This window comes from Kitasatospora sp. NPDC098652, from assembly GCF_044760155.1.
Taxonomy (GTDB): domain Bacteria; phylum Actinomycetota; class Actinomycetes; order Streptomycetales; family Streptomycetaceae; genus Kitasatospora.
On the sequence record NZ_JBIWAQ010000016.1, the window covers coordinates 97,451 to 113,701 of the forward strand.

Annotated in this window: 12 protein-coding genes; 9 read left to right on the forward strand and 3 right to left on the reverse strand. The window is 73.7% G+C overall.

Translation table 11 applies throughout. From position 1 onward, the window contains the following. Positions 1-51: 51 nt before the first annotated feature. From ACIQWA_RS29035 to ACIQWA_RS29050, 4 genes are all read left to right on the forward strand, one after another. Positions 52-1,557, forward strand: a complete 1,506-nt coding sequence (locus tag ACIQWA_RS29035) for a leucyl aminopeptidase (protein ID WP_402487501.1) — start codon at positions 52-54, stop codon at positions 1,555-1,557. 406 nt (positions 1,558-1,963) lie between these two features. Then, complete coding sequence (lpdA, locus tag ACIQWA_RS29040; protein ID WP_360227968.1) at positions 1,964-3,352, forward strand: dihydrolipoyl dehydrogenase; 1,389 nt, start codon at positions 1,964-1,966, stop codon at positions 3,350-3,352. A 75-nt stretch (positions 3,353-3,427) separates the two neighbouring features. Next, positions 3,428-5,194 carry a 2-oxoglutarate dehydrogenase, E2 component, dihydrolipoamide succinyltransferase gene (gene sucB, locus ACIQWA_RS29045; RefSeq protein WP_402487503.1) on the forward strand — a complete coding sequence of 589 codons (1,767 nt, stop codon included), beginning with the start codon at positions 3,428-3,430 and terminating at the stop codon, positions 5,192-5,194. A 138-nt stretch (positions 5,195-5,332) separates the two neighbouring features. After that, a complete protein-coding gene (locus ACIQWA_RS29050) occupies positions 5,333-5,848 on the forward strand; it encodes a DUF4240 domain-containing protein (RefSeq protein WP_360227974.1) in 516 nt (171 codons plus the stop codon). A gap of 14 nt (positions 5,849-5,862) precedes the next feature. Here the strand turns inward: ACIQWA_RS29050 and ACIQWA_RS29055 are convergent, their stop codons facing one another. Together ACIQWA_RS29055 and ACIQWA_RS29060 are read right to left on the reverse strand one after the other, a co-directional pair. Beyond that, on the reverse strand, positions 5,863-6,951 hold the full coding sequence (locus ACIQWA_RS29055; protein WP_402487506.1) for a DUF2510 domain-containing protein: 1,089 nt from the start codon (positions 6,949-6,951) through the stop codon (positions 5,863-5,865). 117 nt (positions 6,952-7,068) lie between these two features. Continuing rightward, positions 7,069-7,569: a GNAT family N-acetyltransferase gene (locus ACIQWA_RS29060; RefSeq protein ID WP_402487508.1), complete on the reverse strand. Its 501-nt coding sequence runs from the start codon at positions 7,567-7,569 to the stop codon at positions 7,069-7,071. A 65-nt stretch (positions 7,570-7,634) separates the two neighbouring features. On the opposite strand from ACIQWA_RS29060, the gene ACIQWA_RS29065 reads away from it, so the two are divergent. The 3 genes from ACIQWA_RS29065 to ACIQWA_RS29075 all read left to right on the forward strand — a co-directional run bounded on the left by ACIQWA_RS29065 (position 7,635) and on the right by ACIQWA_RS29075 (position 11,755). Next, complete coding sequence (locus ACIQWA_RS29065; protein WP_402487510.1) at positions 7,635-8,540, forward strand: TIGR01777 family oxidoreductase; 906 nt, start codon at positions 7,635-7,637, stop codon at positions 8,538-8,540. Between the two features lie 346 nt (positions 8,541-8,886). Further along, positions 8,887-10,218, forward strand: coding sequence for an NAD(P)/FAD-dependent oxidoreductase (locus tag ACIQWA_RS29070; RefSeq protein ID WP_402487511.1), 1,332 nt, complete (start codon positions 8,887-8,889; stop codon positions 10,216-10,218). 313 nt (positions 10,219-10,531) lie between these two features. Then, entirely contained in the window at positions 10,532-11,755 is a 1,224-nt protein-coding gene (locus ACIQWA_RS29075; RefSeq protein ID WP_402487513.1) for a cation:proton antiporter, read from the forward strand. 28 nt (positions 11,756-11,783) lie between these two features. On the opposite strand, the gene ACIQWA_RS29080 is transcribed toward ACIQWA_RS29075, so the two are convergent. After that, a complete protein-coding gene (locus tag ACIQWA_RS29080) occupies positions 11,784-13,667 on the reverse strand; it encodes a regulator (protein ID WP_402487515.1) in 1,884 nt (627 codons plus the stop codon). A gap of 310 nt (positions 13,668-13,977) precedes the next feature. On the opposite strand from ACIQWA_RS29080, the gene ACIQWA_RS29085 reads away from it, so the two are divergent. Together ACIQWA_RS29085 and ACIQWA_RS29090 are read left to right on the forward strand one after the other, a co-directional pair. Next, a complete protein-coding gene (locus ACIQWA_RS29085; RefSeq protein ID WP_402487516.1) occupies positions 13,978-14,739 on the forward strand; it encodes a 3-hydroxybutyrate dehydrogenase in 762 nt (253 codons plus the stop codon). A gap of 142 nt (positions 14,740-14,881) precedes the next feature. Beyond that, the gene (locus tag ACIQWA_RS29090; RefSeq protein ID WP_402487518.1) at positions 14,882-16,237 is read left to right on the forward strand and encodes an MFS transporter; all 1,356 of its coding nucleotides are present in this window, start codon (positions 14,882-14,884) and stop codon (positions 16,235-16,237) included. The last annotated feature ends 14 nt before the right edge of the window (positions 16,238-16,251 follow it).

The following is a 16,251-nucleotide window of genomic DNA, read 5'->3' on the forward strand; positions in this document are numbered from 1 at the left end:
GGCAGTCACGCCGCGACCGGCCGTGGACCGCGAAAGAACAGGACGCATTACGTGACTGCATTGTCTGTGAGCACCTCCTCCGCCGCCTCGCTGCGCGCGGACGCCCTGGTGGTCGGTGTCGCGAAGGGCCCCAAGGGGATCGTGCTGGCCCCCGGTGCCGAGGCCGTGAACGAGGCGTTCGAGGGCAAGCTGGCCGAGATCCTCGGCACCCTGGGCGCGACCGGTGCCGAGGGCGACACCGTCAAGGTCGCCTCCCCCGCCGGTCTCAAGGCCGCGCTCGTGCTCGCGGTCGGCCTCGGCGAGGCGGCCGAGGACGGCTACGGCCTGGAGGCGCTGCGCCGCGCCGCCGGTGTCGCCGCCCGCGCCCTGGCCGGCGTCAAGAAGGCCGCGCTGGCGCTGCCGGCCGAGTCCGCGGAGGAGGTCGAGGCGGTCGCGCTCGGCGGCCTGCTCGGCGCGTACGCCTTCGGCACCTACAAGGGCAACGGCAACGGCAAGGAGCCGGTCGGCGAGCTGGTTGTGCTGACCGCCCGCAAGGGCAACAAGGACGCCAAGGCCGCCGTGGAGCGGGCCACCGCGATCGGCGAGGAGATGAACCGCGCCCGCGACCTGGTCAACACCGCGCCGAACGACCTGAACCCGAAGAGCTTCGCCGCGATCGCCCAGGCGGCCGGCAAGGAGCACGGCCTCAAGGTCGAGGTCCTGGACGAGAAGGCGCTGACCAAGGGCGGCTTCGGCGGCCTGCTGGGCGTCGGCAACGGCTCGACCAACCCGCCGCGGCTGGTGAAGGTGGCCTACACCCACCCGAAGGCGAAGGCCTCGCTGGCCTTCGTCGGCAAGGGCATCACCTACGACTCGGGCGGCATCTCGCTCAAGCCGGCCGGCCACAACGAGACCATGAAGTGCGACATGGCCGGCGCCGCCGCCGTGTTCGCCGCCGTGGTGGCCGCCAAGCGCCTGGGCCTGGCCGTCAACGTCACCGCCTGGCTCGCGCTGGCCGAGAACATGCCGTCCGGCTCCGCCACCCGCCCGGGTGACGTGCTGCGCATGTACGGCGGCAAGACCGTCGAGGTGCTGAACACGGACGCCGAGGGCCGCCTGGTGCTGGCCGACGCGATCGTCAAGGCCGGCGAGGAGAACCCGGACGTCATCGTCGACGTGGCGACCCTGACCGGCGCCATGGTGCTGGCCCTGGGCACCCGCACCTTCGGTGTGATGGCCAACAACGACGAGCTGCGCGACAACCTGCACGCCCTCGCGGGCGAGGTGGGCGAGCAGTCCTGGCCGATGCCGCTGCCGGCCGAGCTCAAGAAGGGCATGACCGACTCGACCATCGCCGACCTGGCCAACATGGGCGAGCGGATGGGCGGCGGCCTGGTGGCCGGCCTGTTCCTCCAGGAGTTCGTGGCCGAGGGCATCGACTGGGCGCACCTGGACATCGCCGGCCCGGCGTTCCACGAGAGCGCCCCGTTCGGCTACACCCCGAAGGGCGGCACCGCGAGCGCGGTGCGCACCCTGGTCCGGTTCGCGGAGCAGACCGCGGCCAACGGCAAGGCCTGATCCGAGCGGATCCGAATCCCGACGGGGGCCCGGCGCGCGTGCGCCGGGCCCCCGTCGGCGTTCCCGCACGGGTTACCTGCGAGTAGGCCCGGAGACCCCACCGCACCTCTGTTCGCCACGGGCGAAACTTTGTTCCGCACTGCGGAAGAGGTGGCGCCGAAGTGGGCGCAGGACGCCCGTCCGGCGGCTGTCAACAAGGCCTTGAGCTGCGATGATGCCCTTCCGTCGGGGGTGTTCCCGCCCCGGTGACCACTCCGTGGGACACCCCTGGGGTGGACCCGGACATCAGCCACCGCGAACAAGTGCGAAGATGTATTTCCGGCACGACTGGGCGCCCCACAAAGGCTTCCGACCCACCGGACCGCGACCGGCCCGGCGACCCACCCCATTGCATGGAGGACGTGACGTGGCGAACGACGCCAGCACCGTTTTCGACGTAGTCATTCTCGGAGGCGGAAGCGGCGGTTACGCCGCGGCGCTCCGCGCCGCTCAGCTGGGTCTGAGCGTCGCCCTGGTCGAGAAGGGTGAGCTGGGCGGCACCTGCCTGCACCGCGGCTGCATCCCGACCAAGGCCCTGCTGCACGCCGCCGAGATCGCGGACGAGACGAAGGAGGCCGCCGAGTTCGGCGTCCTGGCCACCTTCCAGGGCATCGACATCAACGGCGTCCACAAGTACAAGGACGACGTCATCGCCGGCCTGTACAAGGGTCTCCAGGGCCTGGTGGCGTCCCGCAAGGTCACCTTCATCCAGGGCGCGGGCAAGCTCTCCTCGCAGACCTCGGTCGACGTGAACGGCCAGCGCATCGAGGGCCGCCACATCGTCCTCGCCACCGGTTCGGTGCCGCGCTCGATCCCGGGCCTGGAGATCGACGGCAACCGCGTGATCTCCTCGGACCACGCCCTCAAGCTCGACCGGATCCCGAAGTCGGCCGTCATCCTCGGCGGCGGCGTCATCGGCGTCGAGTTCGCCTCGGTCTGGAAGTCCTTCGGCGTCGACGTCACCATCGTCGAGGCGCTGCCGCACCTCGTCCCGCTGGAGGACGAGAACTCCTCCAAGCTGCTGGAGCGCGCCTTCCGCAAGCGCGGCATCAAGTTCGAGCTCAAGGCCCGCTTCTCGGGCGTCGAGTACACCGAGTCCGGTGTCCGCGTCTCCACCGAGAACGGCAAGCAGATCGACGCCGACCTGCTGCTCGTCGCCATCGGCCGCGGCCCGGTCTCGGCCGGCCTCGGCTACGAGGAGAACGGCGTCGCGATGGACCGCGGCTACGTCCTGGTCGACGAGTACATGCGCACCAACGTGCCCACCATCTCCGCCGTCGGCGACCTCGTCCCGACCCTGCAGCTGGCCCACGTCGGCTTCGCCGAGGGCATCCTGGTCGCCGAGCGGCTGGCCGGCCTCAAGCCGGTGCCGATCGACTACGACGGCGTCCCGCGCGTGACCTACTCCAACCCGGAGGTCGCCTCCGTCGGCATCTCCGAGGCCAAGGCCGTCGAGCTGTACGGCAAGGAGAAGGTCGTCACCCTCAAGTACAACCTGGCCGGCAACGGCAAGAGCAAGATCCTGAAGACCGCCGGCGAGATCAAGCTCGTCCAGGTCAAGGACGGCGCCGTGGTCGGCGTCCACATGGTCGGCGCCCGCATGGGCGAGCAGGTCGGCGAAGCCCAGCTGATCTACAACTGGGAGGCCCTGCCGGCCGAGGTCGCGCAGCTGATCCACGCGCACCCGACCCAGTCCGAGGCCCTGGGCGAGGCGCACCTGGCGCTGGCCGGCAAGCCGCTGCACGCGCACGACTGATCGCGCCCACCACCCCCCGTTTCCGGTACTTCCCGTACTTCCCGTACGCAAGACTTGATAGGAGTCGCTGAAACCATGGCGGTCTCAGTAACACTGCCCGCGCTGGGCGAGAGCGTTTCCGAGGGCACTGTCACCCGTTGGCTCAAGGCCGAGGGTGAGCGCGTCGAGGTCGACGAGCCGCTGCTCGAGGTGTCGACCGACAAGGTCGACACCGAGATCCCGGCCCCGGCTTCCGGCATCCTCTCCTCGATCAAGGTCGGCGAGGACGAGACCGTCGAGGTCGGTGCCGAGCTGGCGATCATCGACGACGGCACCGGCGCCCCGGCCGCCGCCCCGGCCCCCGTGGCCGAGGCCGCGCCGGTCGCCGCTCCGGCCCCCGTTGCCGCTCCGGCTCCGGTCGCCGAGGCCCCGGCTGCTCCGGCTGCCGCCCCGGCTGCTCCGGCTGCTCCGGCCGGCGACGCCACCCCGGTGCTGCTGCCCGCCCTGGGCGAGAGCGTTTCCGAGGGCACCGTCACCCGTTGGCTCAAGGCCGAGGGTGAGACGGTCGAGATCGACGAGCCGCTGCTCGAGGTCTCCACCGACAAGGTCGACACCGAGATCCCGTCGCCGGTCGCCGGCGTCGTCGTCAAGATCCTGGTCGGCGAGGACGAGACCGCCGAGGTCGGCGCCCAGCTCGCGCTGATCGGTGCCCCGGGTGCCGCCGCTGCCGCTCCGGCTCCGGCTGCCGCCCCGGCCCCCGTCTCCGCCCCGGCCCCGGCTCCGGCCGCTCCGGCCCCGGCCCCGGTCGCCGCTCCGGCTCCGGCCGCCCCGGTCGCTGCCCCGGCCCCGGTTGCCCCGGCCGCTCCGGTCGCTGCTCCGGCTCCGGTTGCCGCCCCGGCCCCCGTCGCCGCTCCGGCCGCCCCGGTGGCCGACGCCGGTGACGCCTACGTCACCCCGCTGGTGCGCAAGCTCGCCGCCGAGCACGGCGTCGCGCTGTCCTCCGTCACCGGCACCGGTGTCGGCGGCCGCATCCGCAAGCAGGACGTCATCGCCGCCGCGGAGGCCGCCAAGGCCGCCCCGGCCCCGGTCGCCGCCGCCGCTCCGGCCGCCGCCGCGCCGAAGGCCGTCGCCGCGCCGTCCGCCCTGCGCGGCCAGACGGTCAAGATGACCCGCATGCGCAAGGTCATCGGCGACAACATGATGAAGGCCCTGCACGAGCAGGCCCAGCTGACCAGCGTGGTCGAGGTGGACGTCACCAAGATCATGTCGCTGCGCGCCAAGGCCAAGGAGGGCTTCCTGGCCCGCGAGGGCGTCAAGCTCTCCCCGATGCCGTTCTTCGTGAAGGCCGCCGCCCAGGCGCTCAAGGTCCACGCGGTCGTCAACGCGCGGATCAACGACGCCGAGGGCACCATCACCTACTTCGACACCGAGAACATCGGCATCGCGGTGGACTCCGAGAAGGGTCTGATGACCCCGGTCATCAAGGGTGCGGGCGACCTCAACATCGCCGGCATCTCGAAGAAGACCGCCGAGCTGGCCGCCAAGGTCCGCGACAGCAAGATCACCCCGGACGAGCTGTCCGGCGCCACCTTCACGATCAGCAACACCGGCTCGCGCGGTGCCCTGTTCGACACCGTGATCGTGCCGCCGAACCAGGCCGCCATCCTGGGCATCGGCGCCACCGTCAAGCGCCCGGTGGTCATCGAGGCCGACGGCGGCACCGCCATCGGCATCCGTGACATGACCTACCTGTCGCTCTCCTACGACCACCGCCTGGTGGACGGCGCCGACGCCGCCCGCTACCTGGTCGCGGTCAAGGAGATCCTGGAGGCCGGCGAGTTCGAGGTCGAGCTCGGCCTGTAGCACAGCACGACCGCAGCGCGGTCCTACGGAGCCCCGTGTCGTCACCGGACGGCGCGGGGCTCCGCCGCTTCCCGGGATGCGGTTCCCGCCGGGTCATGGCATGCGTGGAGACGACAGAAAAGGGATGCTTGAGCGGTGATGGACGAGACCGACTTCTGGCAGATCATCGACGACACCTGGGAGGCCGCCGACGGCGATCCCGACGAACAGGCCGAGCGGCTGGTGGAGCGCCTGGTCCAGCTGACCCCCGACGACGTGATCGACTTCGGTCGGCTGTTCGAGGCCCGGTTCCAGCGCGCTTACCGCTACGACCTGTGGGGTGCGGCCCACCTGCTGCTGGACGGCGCCTCCGAGGACACCTTCGACTACTTCCGCTGCTGGCTGATCGGCCAGGGCCGGGAGGTCTTCGAGGGCGGGCTGGCCGAACCGGACGACCTGGCGGACCTGCTGCCCGAGTTCGACGAGGAGGAGGACGGCGAGGCCGAGGACCTCGGCTACGCCGCCGACGAGGCGTACGAGCGGCTGACCGGCCTGCCGCTGCCCGAGGTGGGCGGGCGGCAGGCGGGGCGGCCGGCCGGGGCGTTCCTGGACTTCGACGACCCGGACGTGATGGCGAAGCGCTTCCCCAAGCTCTGGGAGCGGTACGGGGACTAGTCCCGCGCCGGGGGTCAGGTGCTGCTGCCGGCGGAGCTGTCCTGCTTGATGCCCTTGAGGATCTGGTCGAGCACCGCCGGGTCCGGCGCCGCCGGGTCGTCGTCCACGCCGCCCTCGAAGATCACGTAGCCGCCGCCCTTGGCCGGGACGGCGGCCAGCAGGACGTAGCCCTGGGTGCCGTCCGAGGTGCGGACGTGCCAGCGGGTGGCGTAGCCGAGCACACCGGCGACGGAAACGTAGCCGGAGCCGGAGTCGGTGTGCGAGGTGATCCCGGAGAAGATCGTCCCGGCGTAGGTCGGCATCACCGAGTCGGCGGCCCCCTTGGGGGTGTCGCCCTGCACGGTGTCCTTCTCGATCGAGAACTGGCCGCGGATGCAGGAGTTGCCGTCGGCGCAGGAGTAGCGGCCGCTGCCGAGGTAGACGGTGGAGTGCGCGGAGTTGGTCGCCGCGTCCCAGCCGTCCAGGACCGGGACGGTGATCGCGTGCTGCGGGTCCGGGACGGTGCTCTTGACCGACGGAACGGGCTTGGGGGCCGGCGTGCTCCGGGTCGGGGTGGGGCTCGGCGTCGGGTTGTCGCTCTGGGTGACGGTGACCGTGGGGTTCGGGGTCGGGTCGGCCTTGGTGTCCCCGCCGCCGCTGAACGCGAGCCCGGCGATGATCCCGCCGACGACCAGCACCGCGACCGAGCTGCCGACGATCACGCCGGTCCGGTTCTTCCGGGGGGCGGGCGGCGGATAGCCGTAGCCGGCGCCCGGGTAGGCCTCCTGGCCGGGGTAGCCCGGTCGGCCCGGGTACTGCTGCTGGCCGCCGTACGGGCCCTGGCCGGGGTAGCCGTAGCCGGGTGACTGGACCGCGTCCTGCGCCGGGTAGCCGTAGCCGGGGGCGGGTGAGCCGCTCTGTGCCGGGTAGCCGTAGCCGGCCTGCGGCGGTTGCGGGGCGGGGGGCTGCCAGCCCTGGGTCGGGGCGTCGGCGAGCTGTCCGCCGGGGGCCTGGAGCGGCCGGACCTCGGCGGTCCAGGCGTTGCCGTCCCACCAGCGCTCGTGACCGGGGGTGCCGTCCGCACCCGGGACCGGGTACCACCCGGGAGGCGTCGAGTTGCTCACGGGCGTACGGTACCCGGCGGTCCGCCGCTCCAGACAGGGCAGGTGCGTCACGACTGCGCCGCAACTGCCCTGACGGACCGCCAGGGCAGCGGGCGGCGGTTCGGGCGGTCGGCCGGCTCAGTCGGCCAGTCGGCGGGCCATCCAGACGTCGTCCACGTACTGCCCGTCGATCAGGAACTCCTCGGCCAGCGTGCCCTCGACCGTGAAGCCGCAGCTCTCGTACAGCCGGCGGGCCGGGGCGTTCCAGCCGAGCACCCGGAGGGTCAGCTTGCGGGCGCCGAGCGCCCGGGCCTGCTCGCAGGCCGCCTCGACCAGCCGTCGTCCGATGCCCCGGCCGCGGACCGAGCCGTCGACGGCCAGGCCCTGGATCTGCCGGACGTGCCGGTTGACGGCCAGTCGGGTCGGCGGGATCTGGCGGACGTAGCCGACGATCCGGCCGTCCAGGACGGCGAGCAGGAACTGGTCGGGGGTGCGGCTCTCGTCGAAGACCCGCTTCCCGACGGGCGGCTTCGGGGAGACCTCGGAGAGGGGGGACCAGACGGCGCGGTCGAGCTCGGCGAGCCCGCGCTCGTCCTCGGGGCGGGCCGGGCGGATGGTCAGATCGTCTTCGCGGGTCATGCCGCGTGATGCTACTGGGGCGCGTGCGAAAGGTGACAGGCGATAAGGCCTGCGAGGATGGGCCCATGCGCATCGCTGTCACGGGCTCCACGGGATTGATCGGTTCGGCCCTCGTCCGCTCCCTGCTGGCGGACGGCCACGAGGTGGTCCGGCTGGTCCGGCACCGCTCCAGGACGGGCCCGCAGCCCGACGGGAGCACCGCGATCGGCTGGAATCCGCTGCTCGGCGAGGTCGACCGGGAGGGGCTCGCCGGAATCGACGCCGCGGTGCACCTGGCCGGCGCCGGGGTCGGCGACCGCCGCTGGACGGACTCCTACAAGCGGGAGATCCGGGAGAGCCGGGTGTACGGCACCGAGACGCTGGCGGTGGCGCTGGCGGAGCTGCCCCGGCCACCGCGGGTGCTGGTCAGCGCCTCCGCGGTCGGCTGGTACGGGCAGACCGGTGACCGGGTGATCGACGAGGACTCCCCCGCCGGGGACGACTTCCTGGCCGAGGTGTGCCTGGAGTGGGAGGCGGCCGCACGGCCCGCCGAGCGGGCCGGGATCCGGGTCGTCCACCCGCGCACCGGGATGGTGCTGTCCGCCGCGGGCGGCGCGGGCGGGCGGCTGTTCCCCCTGTTCAAGCTGGGCCTGGGCGGGCGGCTCGGCAGCGGCCGGCAGTACTGGAGCTACATCTCGCTGGCGGACGAGGTGGCCGCGCTGCGGTTCCTGATCGACCGCGAGGACCTCTCCGGCGCCTTCAACCTCACCGCGCCGGAGCCGGCCACCAACGCCGAGCTGACCGCGGCGCTCGGCCGGGCGCTGCGGCGGCCGACGCCGTTCCCGGTGCCGGAGGCGGTGCTCAAGGCGGTGCTCGGGGAGTTGGCGATCGAGGTGGTCGGGAGCCACCGGGTGGTGCCGCGGCGGCTGTTGGACGCGGGCTTCCGGTTCGCCCACCCGGACCTGGACTCGGCGGTGCGGGCCGCGCTGTGACCCCTCGTTCTGCGTAGGCCCGCTACGGCATTCACCCTGGCCAGGGGCATATGCCGGGCGGGGTCGGACGGGGCTCCGGGAGGGGGCGCACGGGAGCACACGGCGGGCGCGTCGCACGCCCCCGGTGACCGTGCGCGCCCGCCGACCCGGCCTCCCGGCCGCCACGGCGCACTGTCCGTGACCGCGCCCCCGCCCGGCGGCACACGACCCCTCCGAACCCAGCATCGAGTCCGCTCCGCTTGTCTGATGCTCACACTGACGGGGCATCACCTTCCTCGGACCGTGCCCGGCACCCCGCTGCCTGCGTCGGCCGGAGCCCCGGGAACCCCAGGGAGGGAGCACGCCAGTGCCCACGTACGACTTCACCCGCCGCGCCCGCCGCCCGTCCGACCCGGACGTCGTCGTGGTCGGCGCCGGACTCGCGGGCCTGGCCGCCGCCCGCGCGCTCACCGGCCAAGGCCTCACCGTCCAGGTCCTGGAGACCACCGACCGGATCGGCGGCCGGATGGCCACCCGCGAACTCGACGGCTTCCGCCTCGACGACGGCAGCCACCTGCTCAACACCGCCTACCCGGAGCTGCGCCGGGCGCTCGACCTCGACCGCCTGGACCTGCGCCCGCTCGCGCCCGGCGTACTCGTGCACAGCGCCGGCCGCCGCTACCGCGCCGGGGACCCCCAGCTCACCGCCGCCCGGCAGGCCGCTCTCCGGGCCCCGCTCGGCAGCCCGCTGGACAAGGCCCGCCTGGGCGCCTGGCTGGGCCGGATCGCCACCACCCCCGCCGCCCGGTCGCAGGCCCGCCCGGAGACCACCGCCGCCCGCGCACTGGCCGGCCACGGCCTCGCCCCGCGCACCGTCGACGGCTTCCTGCGCCCGCTGCTCAGCGCCCTGCTCAGCGACCCGGCCCTCGGCACCAGCAGCCGGATCGCCGACCTGGTGCTGCGCTCGTACGCCCGCGGCCGGCTCTGTCTGCCCGCCGACGGGATCGCGGCCGTGCCCGCCCAGCTGGCCGCCGCGCTGCCCGTCGGCACGGTGCGGACCGGGGTGCAGGTCACCTCGATCGGCGCCGACGGCGTGGAGACCCTCGCGCACGGGCGGATCGGCGCCCAGGCCGTGGTGGTCGCCACCGACGCCCGCTCCGCGGCCGAGCTGCTGCCGGGGCTGCGGCTGCCCGACTTCCACCCCGTCACCACCTTCTTCCACGCGGCCGACCGCGCCCCGCTCGCCGAGGCCGTGCTGCTGCTGGACGCCGACCGGCCGAACGGCCACCCGCCGCTGGTCTCGCACTCGCTGGTGCTCAGCGAGCTGCACCCGTCCTACGCCCCGGCCGGGCAGGCGCTGGTCGCCAGCACCGTGCTCGGCCGGCGTTCCTTCGACGCGGGCGGCCCGGCCGGGCTGGAACCGGCCGTCCGCACCCGGCTCGCCGAGCTGTACGGCACCTCGACGGCGGACTGGCAGTTCCTCAGCGTGCGGCACGTCCCGGACGCGCTGCCCGCGATGCCGCCGCCGCACAACCTCCGCCGTCCGGTGCGGCTGCTGGCCGGGCTGTACGTCGCCGGGGACCACCGGGACACCAGCACCGTGCAGGGCGCGCTGGTCTCCGGGCGGCGGGCGGCGCGGGCGGTGCTCGGCGACCTCGGGCTGCCGGCCGGGGAGCGGGAGGCCGAGGCGGCGGCCTGAGCCGCTCGGGGCCGCTCGGGGCCGCTCGGGGCCGGTCGGGGCCGGTCGGGCCCGCTCGGGGCCGCCCGGCAGTACCGGTGTGCGTTCGGGCGGCGCTGGGGGTGACGGGATCGGTGGCGAAGGTGGTGGCGGGCACGGTGACGGGCGCGGTGGTGCGGGTGCCGGGACACGCCAGCGGTCTGCCAGGGTGACAGACCGACGTGACAGACCGACGGCGTGCCAGGATGCCCGGCATGACCGTTCTGACCGCTCATCGGACGATTCGGCCGCACCGTACCGTCCGAGCGACCGCCGTCGCCCGGCCGACCGCCCGGTGAGCGCCTCCGCCCAGCCGGTGGCGCTGATCCTGATCCCCGCCGCAGCCGTCACCGCGCCGCTGCTCGCCGACCGGCTGCTGCGCTGGATCGCCGTGCCGACCGTGGTGTTCGAGATCGTGCTCGGCGTCCTGATCGGCCCGGACGTCCTGGACTGGGCGCACGTCGACGACCTGGTGAACGCGCTGTCCCAGTTCGGCCTGGCCATGCTGATGTTCCTCGCCGGGTACGAGATCGACTTCGCCAAGCTGCGCGGCGGCCCGTTGAAGCGAGCGGGCACCGCGTGGCTGGTCTCGCTCGTACTGGCCCTCGGCATCGGCGCCCTGGTCAACCGGGACCCGTGGGACGGCGCCTTCGCCGGGCTGGTGCTCACCACCACCGCACTCGGCACGATCCTGCCGATCCTCCGCGACTCCGGCGAACTGCCCACCCCCTTCGGCTCGTTGGTGATGGCCACCGGTGCGGTCGGGGAGTTCGGCCCGATCATCGCGATCGCCGTGCTGCTCAGCGGCAACTCCCCCGCCCGGACCGCGGTCATCCTCGGCGCCTTCGCGGTGATCACCGCCCTCGCCGTGCTCGGCGCCCGCCGGCCGCGCCCGGCCTGGGCCACCCGGCTGATCGAGCGGACCCTGCGCACCTCCGGGCAGTTCGCGATCCGGGCGGTGATCCTGGTGCTGGCCGTCATGGTCGCGGCCGCGCTCTGGCTCGACCTGGACATGCTGCTCGGCGCCTTCACCGCCGGGATCGTCTCCCGGCTGCTGCTCTCCAACATCCGCCGGGCCGAGGAGGAGGTCATCGAGGCCAAGCTGGAGAGCATCGGCTTCGGCTTCCTGGTGCCGATCTTCTTCGTGGTCAGCGGGATGAACTTCGACCTGAACGCACTGCTGGACGACCCCGGCACGCTGCTGCTCGTCCCGGTGTTCCTGCTGCTGTTCCTCGCCGTACGCGGCCTACCGGCCGGGCTGCTCGCCCCGGGCGGGCTCGGCGGACGGGACCGTGCGGCGCTCGGGCTGTACGCGTCGACGGCGCTGCCGCTGGTCGTGGTGATCACCACCATCGAGGTGGAGGCCGGGCACCTGCCCTCCTCGACGGCGGCGGCGCTGGTCGGCGCCGGGATGCTGTCGGTCCTGGTGTTCCCGCTGGCGGCGCAGCGGGTGCGGGGCGGGCGGCAGGCGGCGGGTGCCGACGCCGAGCGGCCGAGGGTCCGGGCCGAGAGCTGGTGAGCTCCCGGCCCTCGCACGGCCGGTTCCGTCAGATCACGCCCGCCTGGCGGGCCGTCTCCTCGAAGGCCCGGGCCACCTGGCTGCCCCGGTACGGGGTGAGGCGGCGGTGGAAGTCCCGGACGTACTCCAGCGAGCGGGCCGAGCGCATCTCCCCCGCCGCGCGCAGCGCGTCGGTGGCCATGGTGCAGGCCTCGTCGAGGTCCCCCATGCCGAGCCGGGCGGTGGCCAGCACCAGCCGGCAGAAGATCCGGCTGCGCGCGTAGGCGGGCGAACGCAGCCGCAGCGACTTCTCGGCGTGCTGCGCGGAGGTGCGCCACTGCTGGAGGTCGCGGTAGCAGTGGGCGAACTCGTCGGAGAGCTGGGCCTCGTCGAAGTACCGCGCCCAGGAGGGCAGTTCGTCGCCGGTACGGGAGGCCGCGAGCGATCGTTCGGCCCGGACCAGCGCGGTGGTGCAGGAGCGGACGTCGCCCAGCAGGCCGTGACCCCGGGCCTCGGCGGCGTGCATCAGCGACTGGACCACCGGCGGGACGGCGGTGCCGACGCCCTGCTGGGCGACCCGGGCGAGCTGGACGGCCTCCCGGCCGTGGCCCAGGTGGACGGCCTGCTGGCTCATCGTCACCAGCACGTAGCCGCCGAGCGCACGGTCCCCGGCGGCCTGGGACAGGCGCAGCGCCTGGACGAAGTAGCGCTGGGCGAGGCCGTGCGCGGCGATGTCGAAGGACGTCCAGCCGGCCAGCCTGGTGAGGTCGGCGACGGCTCCGAACAGGGCGCGGCCGATCTGCTCGCCGTAGCGGCCGCGCAGCATCGGCTCGGCCTCGCTCTCCAGGTAGCGGACCAGCGCCTGGCGGGCGTGGCCGCCGCCGTAGGCGTGGTCGAGCGCGCGGAAGAGGTCGCCGACGGCGCGGATGGCGGCGATGTCGCCGCGGCCGACCCGCAGGGCGGGGCGGGCCTCCCGGGTCGGGTCGGTGTACGGCGGTTCGACGGCGGCGGGCGGGCGGCGGCTCTGGGTGGGCACCCGGCCGATGGTGGCGGCGGTGCCGGTGGTTCCGGCGGTGCTGCGTACGCCCGGGGCGCCGGTGGGCTGGGTGCGCGCCGGGCCCGGGGCGGGTGCGCCGGGCGCGTTCGACGCGGGCGCGCCGGGGGCGGCGCCGGGCGGACCGGTGGCGGTGTCCGGGCGGGTCAGCGTGGAGCCGTCCCGGGCGACCCGCTCGTCGGTGCGGCCGATCAGCCAGTCCCGGCTGGGGACGACCAGGCCGGCCGGGGTGAAGGCGATCCGGCGCAGTTCGGACTGCGGGCCGTTGTCCTTGCGCCACATGCTCGCCACGATGTCCACCGCCTCCTGCGGGGTCTCGGCGAACTCCAGGCCCGCGTAGACCGGGGCGCAGGCGTCCAGGCCGAGGTCCTGGGCGGTGAGGCGGCGGCCGAGGCGGCGGGTGAAGACCTCGGCGATCAGCGCCGGGGTGGCGCCGCGGGGTTGCTGGCCGCGCAGCCAGCGGGTGACCGAGGTCTTGTCGTAGCGCAGGTCGAGGCCGTGCTCCAGGCCGAGCTGGTCGACCCGGCGGGCCAGGCCCGCGTGCGAGAAGCCGGCCTCCTCGATCAGGGCGGCGAGCTGGCCGTTCTGCGGCGTCGGGCCGGAGTGGCCGGTGTGGCTGCCGTGGCCGCTGGTGGTCGCGGGGGCGGACGCGGCGGTGGCTTCGTGCCGGGCGGGTGTGGCCTGCACGGGCAGTCGCAGTTCCTCGGCGGTCGGGGCGTCGGCGGCCATCGGGTCAGCGGTCAGCGGATCAGCGGTCAGCGTGTCGGCGGTCAGGGCGTCGGGCGCGTCCGGAAGGGCCCGGCCGACCGGGCCTCGGCGCTGGCCGAGCGGGTCGAGCGGTCCGTACGCCGGGCTGTCGGTTGCAGGCCGTTGGGACATGTCAGTCAACACCTCTCGGACGTCGCACCGGGCTCCACCAGCAGTTCGGCTCGCCCGGGGCGGCGCCCCCTGTCGGGAATCGGCGTGAATGTAGCGAGCATTCGGGCGCTATGGGTGGATCTGACCGACCAATCCTCCGAACGGGTGAAGCAAGCGCGCCCATTGTGGGGAAGCGGGGCCAGGATGGGTTTGGCCGTACGGGGGCGAACCGTCAACCGGCGTCGGTGGTGGTCGACGCCATGACACAGCGGGATGCTGTGTCGGTCCGCCACATGGGAGCGGCGCCGCCGGATTCCTACCGTTCTCGGTCATGGACACCTCTACTGCCCGCCCGCTCGACGGCCGCACGGCCCTGGTCACCGGGGCCGCCTCGGGCATCGGCCGGGCCTGCGCCGAAGCCCTCGCCGGAGCCGGCGCCCGGGTCTACGTCGTCGACCTCGCGGCCGCCCCGGCCCGGGAGCTCGCGGACCGGATCGGCGGGCGGGCGATCGTCGCCGACCTGGCCGATCCCGCGGCCGTGGACGCCCTGCCCGCGGACGCCGACGTCGTGGTCAACAACGCCGGCCTCCAACACGTCGCACCCGTCCACGAGTTCCCGGTCGAACGCTTCACCCTCATCCAACGCGTCATGGTCGAGGCCCCGTTCCGGATCCTGCGCCGCACCCTCCCGCACATGTACGAGCGGGGGTGGGGCCGGATCGTCAACGTCTCCTCCGTCCACGGCCTGCGCGCCAGCGCCTTCAAGTCCGCGTACGTCACGGCCAAGCACGCCCTGGAGGGCCTCAGCAAGACCGTCGCCCTGGAGGGCGCCCCGTACGGGGTCACCAGCAACTGCCTCAACCCCGGGTACGTCCGGACCCCCCTGGTGGAGCAGCAGATCGCCGCCCAGGCGCTGGCCCACGGCATCCCCGAGGAGGAGGTGGTCGAGCGGATCATGCTCGACCGGACCGCCGTCAAGCGGCTGATCGAGCCCGAGGAGGTCGCCCAACTCGCCCTCTGGCTCTGCTCCCCCTCCGCCGCGTACATCACCGGCGCCAGCCTGCCGATCGACGGCGGCTGGACGGCGCACTGAGCCGGGGCCGCTCGACCGTCGTGGAGTGACCGGCCACCGGGGGCCGGCGGGCTGTGTGGGTCACCCACATAGGCCGCGGAGCGTGGGCTCCCTACCTTGTGGCGACACCGTCCCCGTCCCCCTGCACCTGGAAGTGGTGACCATGAACGCCCCCGCACGAGCTTCGGCGGCTACCAGTTCACTCCCGCGAGTGGTGGCCGCGAGTCTGATCGGCACGACGATCGAGTGGTACGACTACTTCTTGTACGGAACGGCCGCGGCGCTGGTGTTCGGGAAGCTGTTCTTCCCGAACACCGACCCGCTGACCGGGACCCTGCTGTCCTTCCTGACGTACGCGATCGGGTTCGCGGCACGGCCGGTCGGAGCGCTGGTGTTCGGTCACTTCGGCGACCGGGTGGGCCGGAAGAGACTGCTGGTGCTGAGCCTGCTGCTGATGGGCGGGTCGACCACGGCGATCGGGCTGCTGCCGACGTACGACTCGGTCGGGGTGGCGGCGCCGGTGCTGCTGACCGCGCTGCGGCTGGTGCAGGGCTTCGCGCTCGGCGGCGAGTGGGGTGGGGCGGTGCTGCTGGTGTCGGAGCACGGGGACCGGCGGCGGCGGGGGTTCTGGGCGTCGTGGCCGCAGGGCGGGGCGCCGGCCGGGAACCTGCTGGCGGCGGGCGTGCTGTCGCTGATGACGGCGGTGCAGTCGGAGAGCGCGTTCCTGGCGTGGGGGTGGCGGGTGCCGTTCCTGCTGTCGGCGGTGCTGGTCGGCGTCGGGCTGTGGATCCGGCTGGCGGTGGAGGAGTCGCCGCTGTTCCGGCAGGCCGTCGCGAACCGGCCCGAGGCCGAACAGGCGCCGCTGGTCGGGGTGTTGAAGCACCACTGGCGGGAGGTGCTGGTGGCCATGGGCGCGCGGATGGCGGAGAACATCTCGTACTACGTGATGACCACCTTCGTCCTGACCTACGCCGTCACCCACGCGCACTTCGACAAGCAGAGCGCGCTGAACGCCGTACTGATCGGCTCCGCGATCCAGTTCGCGCTGATCCCGCTGTTCGGGGCGCTGTCCGACCGGGTCGGGCGCAAGCCGGTGTACCTGGTGGGCGCGGCCGGGGTCGGGGCCTGGGCGTTCGTGTTCTTCGGGCTGGTGGACACCCGCTCGTTCGGGCAGCTGGTCGTCGCGGTGACGGTCGGCCTGGTGTTCCACAGCGCGATGTACGCCCCGCAGGCGGCCTTCTTCTCCGAGCTGTTCGCGACCCGGCTGCGCTACTCCGGGGCCTCGATCGGCGCCCAGTTCGCCTCGGTGGCGGCCGGTGCACCGGCACCGCTGATCGCGACCGCGCTGCTCAAGGACTACGGCAGCGCCACCCCCGTCTCGGTGTACGTGGCGATCGCGGCGGCGGTCACCGTGCTGGCGGTGCTGTGCGGGCGGGAGACCAGGGGGCAGGACCTGGCGGAGGTCGCGCAGGAGCCGTCGACGGACGGTACGGCGGTCGGAAAGCCCGCCGTGGCCTGAACGTCGAGCCGATA

Excerpts from the sequence above, each read along its gene's own strand:
- sucB (WP_402487503.1), top strand. The coding sequence starts at position 3,428 with ATGGCGGTCTCAGTAACACTGCCCGCGCTGGGCGAGAGCGTTTCCGAG.
- ACIQWA_RS29050 (WP_360227974.1), top strand. The coding sequence starts at position 5,333 with ATGGACGAGACCGACTTCTGGCAGATCATCGACGACACCTGGGAGGCC.
- ACIQWA_RS29060 (WP_402487508.1), bottom strand. The coding sequence starts at position 7,569 with ATGACCCGCGAAGACGATCTGACCATCCGCCCGGCCCGCCCCGAGGAC.
- ACIQWA_RS29065 (WP_402487510.1), top strand. The coding sequence starts at position 7,635 with ATGCGCATCGCTGTCACGGGCTCCACGGGATTGATCGGTTCGGCCCTC.
- ACIQWA_RS29080 (WP_402487515.1), bottom strand. The coding sequence starts at position 13,667 with ATGTCCCAACGGCCTGCAACCGACAGCCCGGCGTACGGACCGCTCGAC.
- ACIQWA_RS29085 (WP_402487516.1), top strand. The coding sequence starts at position 13,978 with ATGGACACCTCTACTGCCCGCCCGCTCGACGGCCGCACGGCCCTGGTC.
- ACIQWA_RS29090 (WP_402487518.1), top strand. The coding sequence starts at position 14,882 with ATGAACGCCCCCGCACGAGCTTCGGCGGCTACCAGTTCACTCCCGCGA.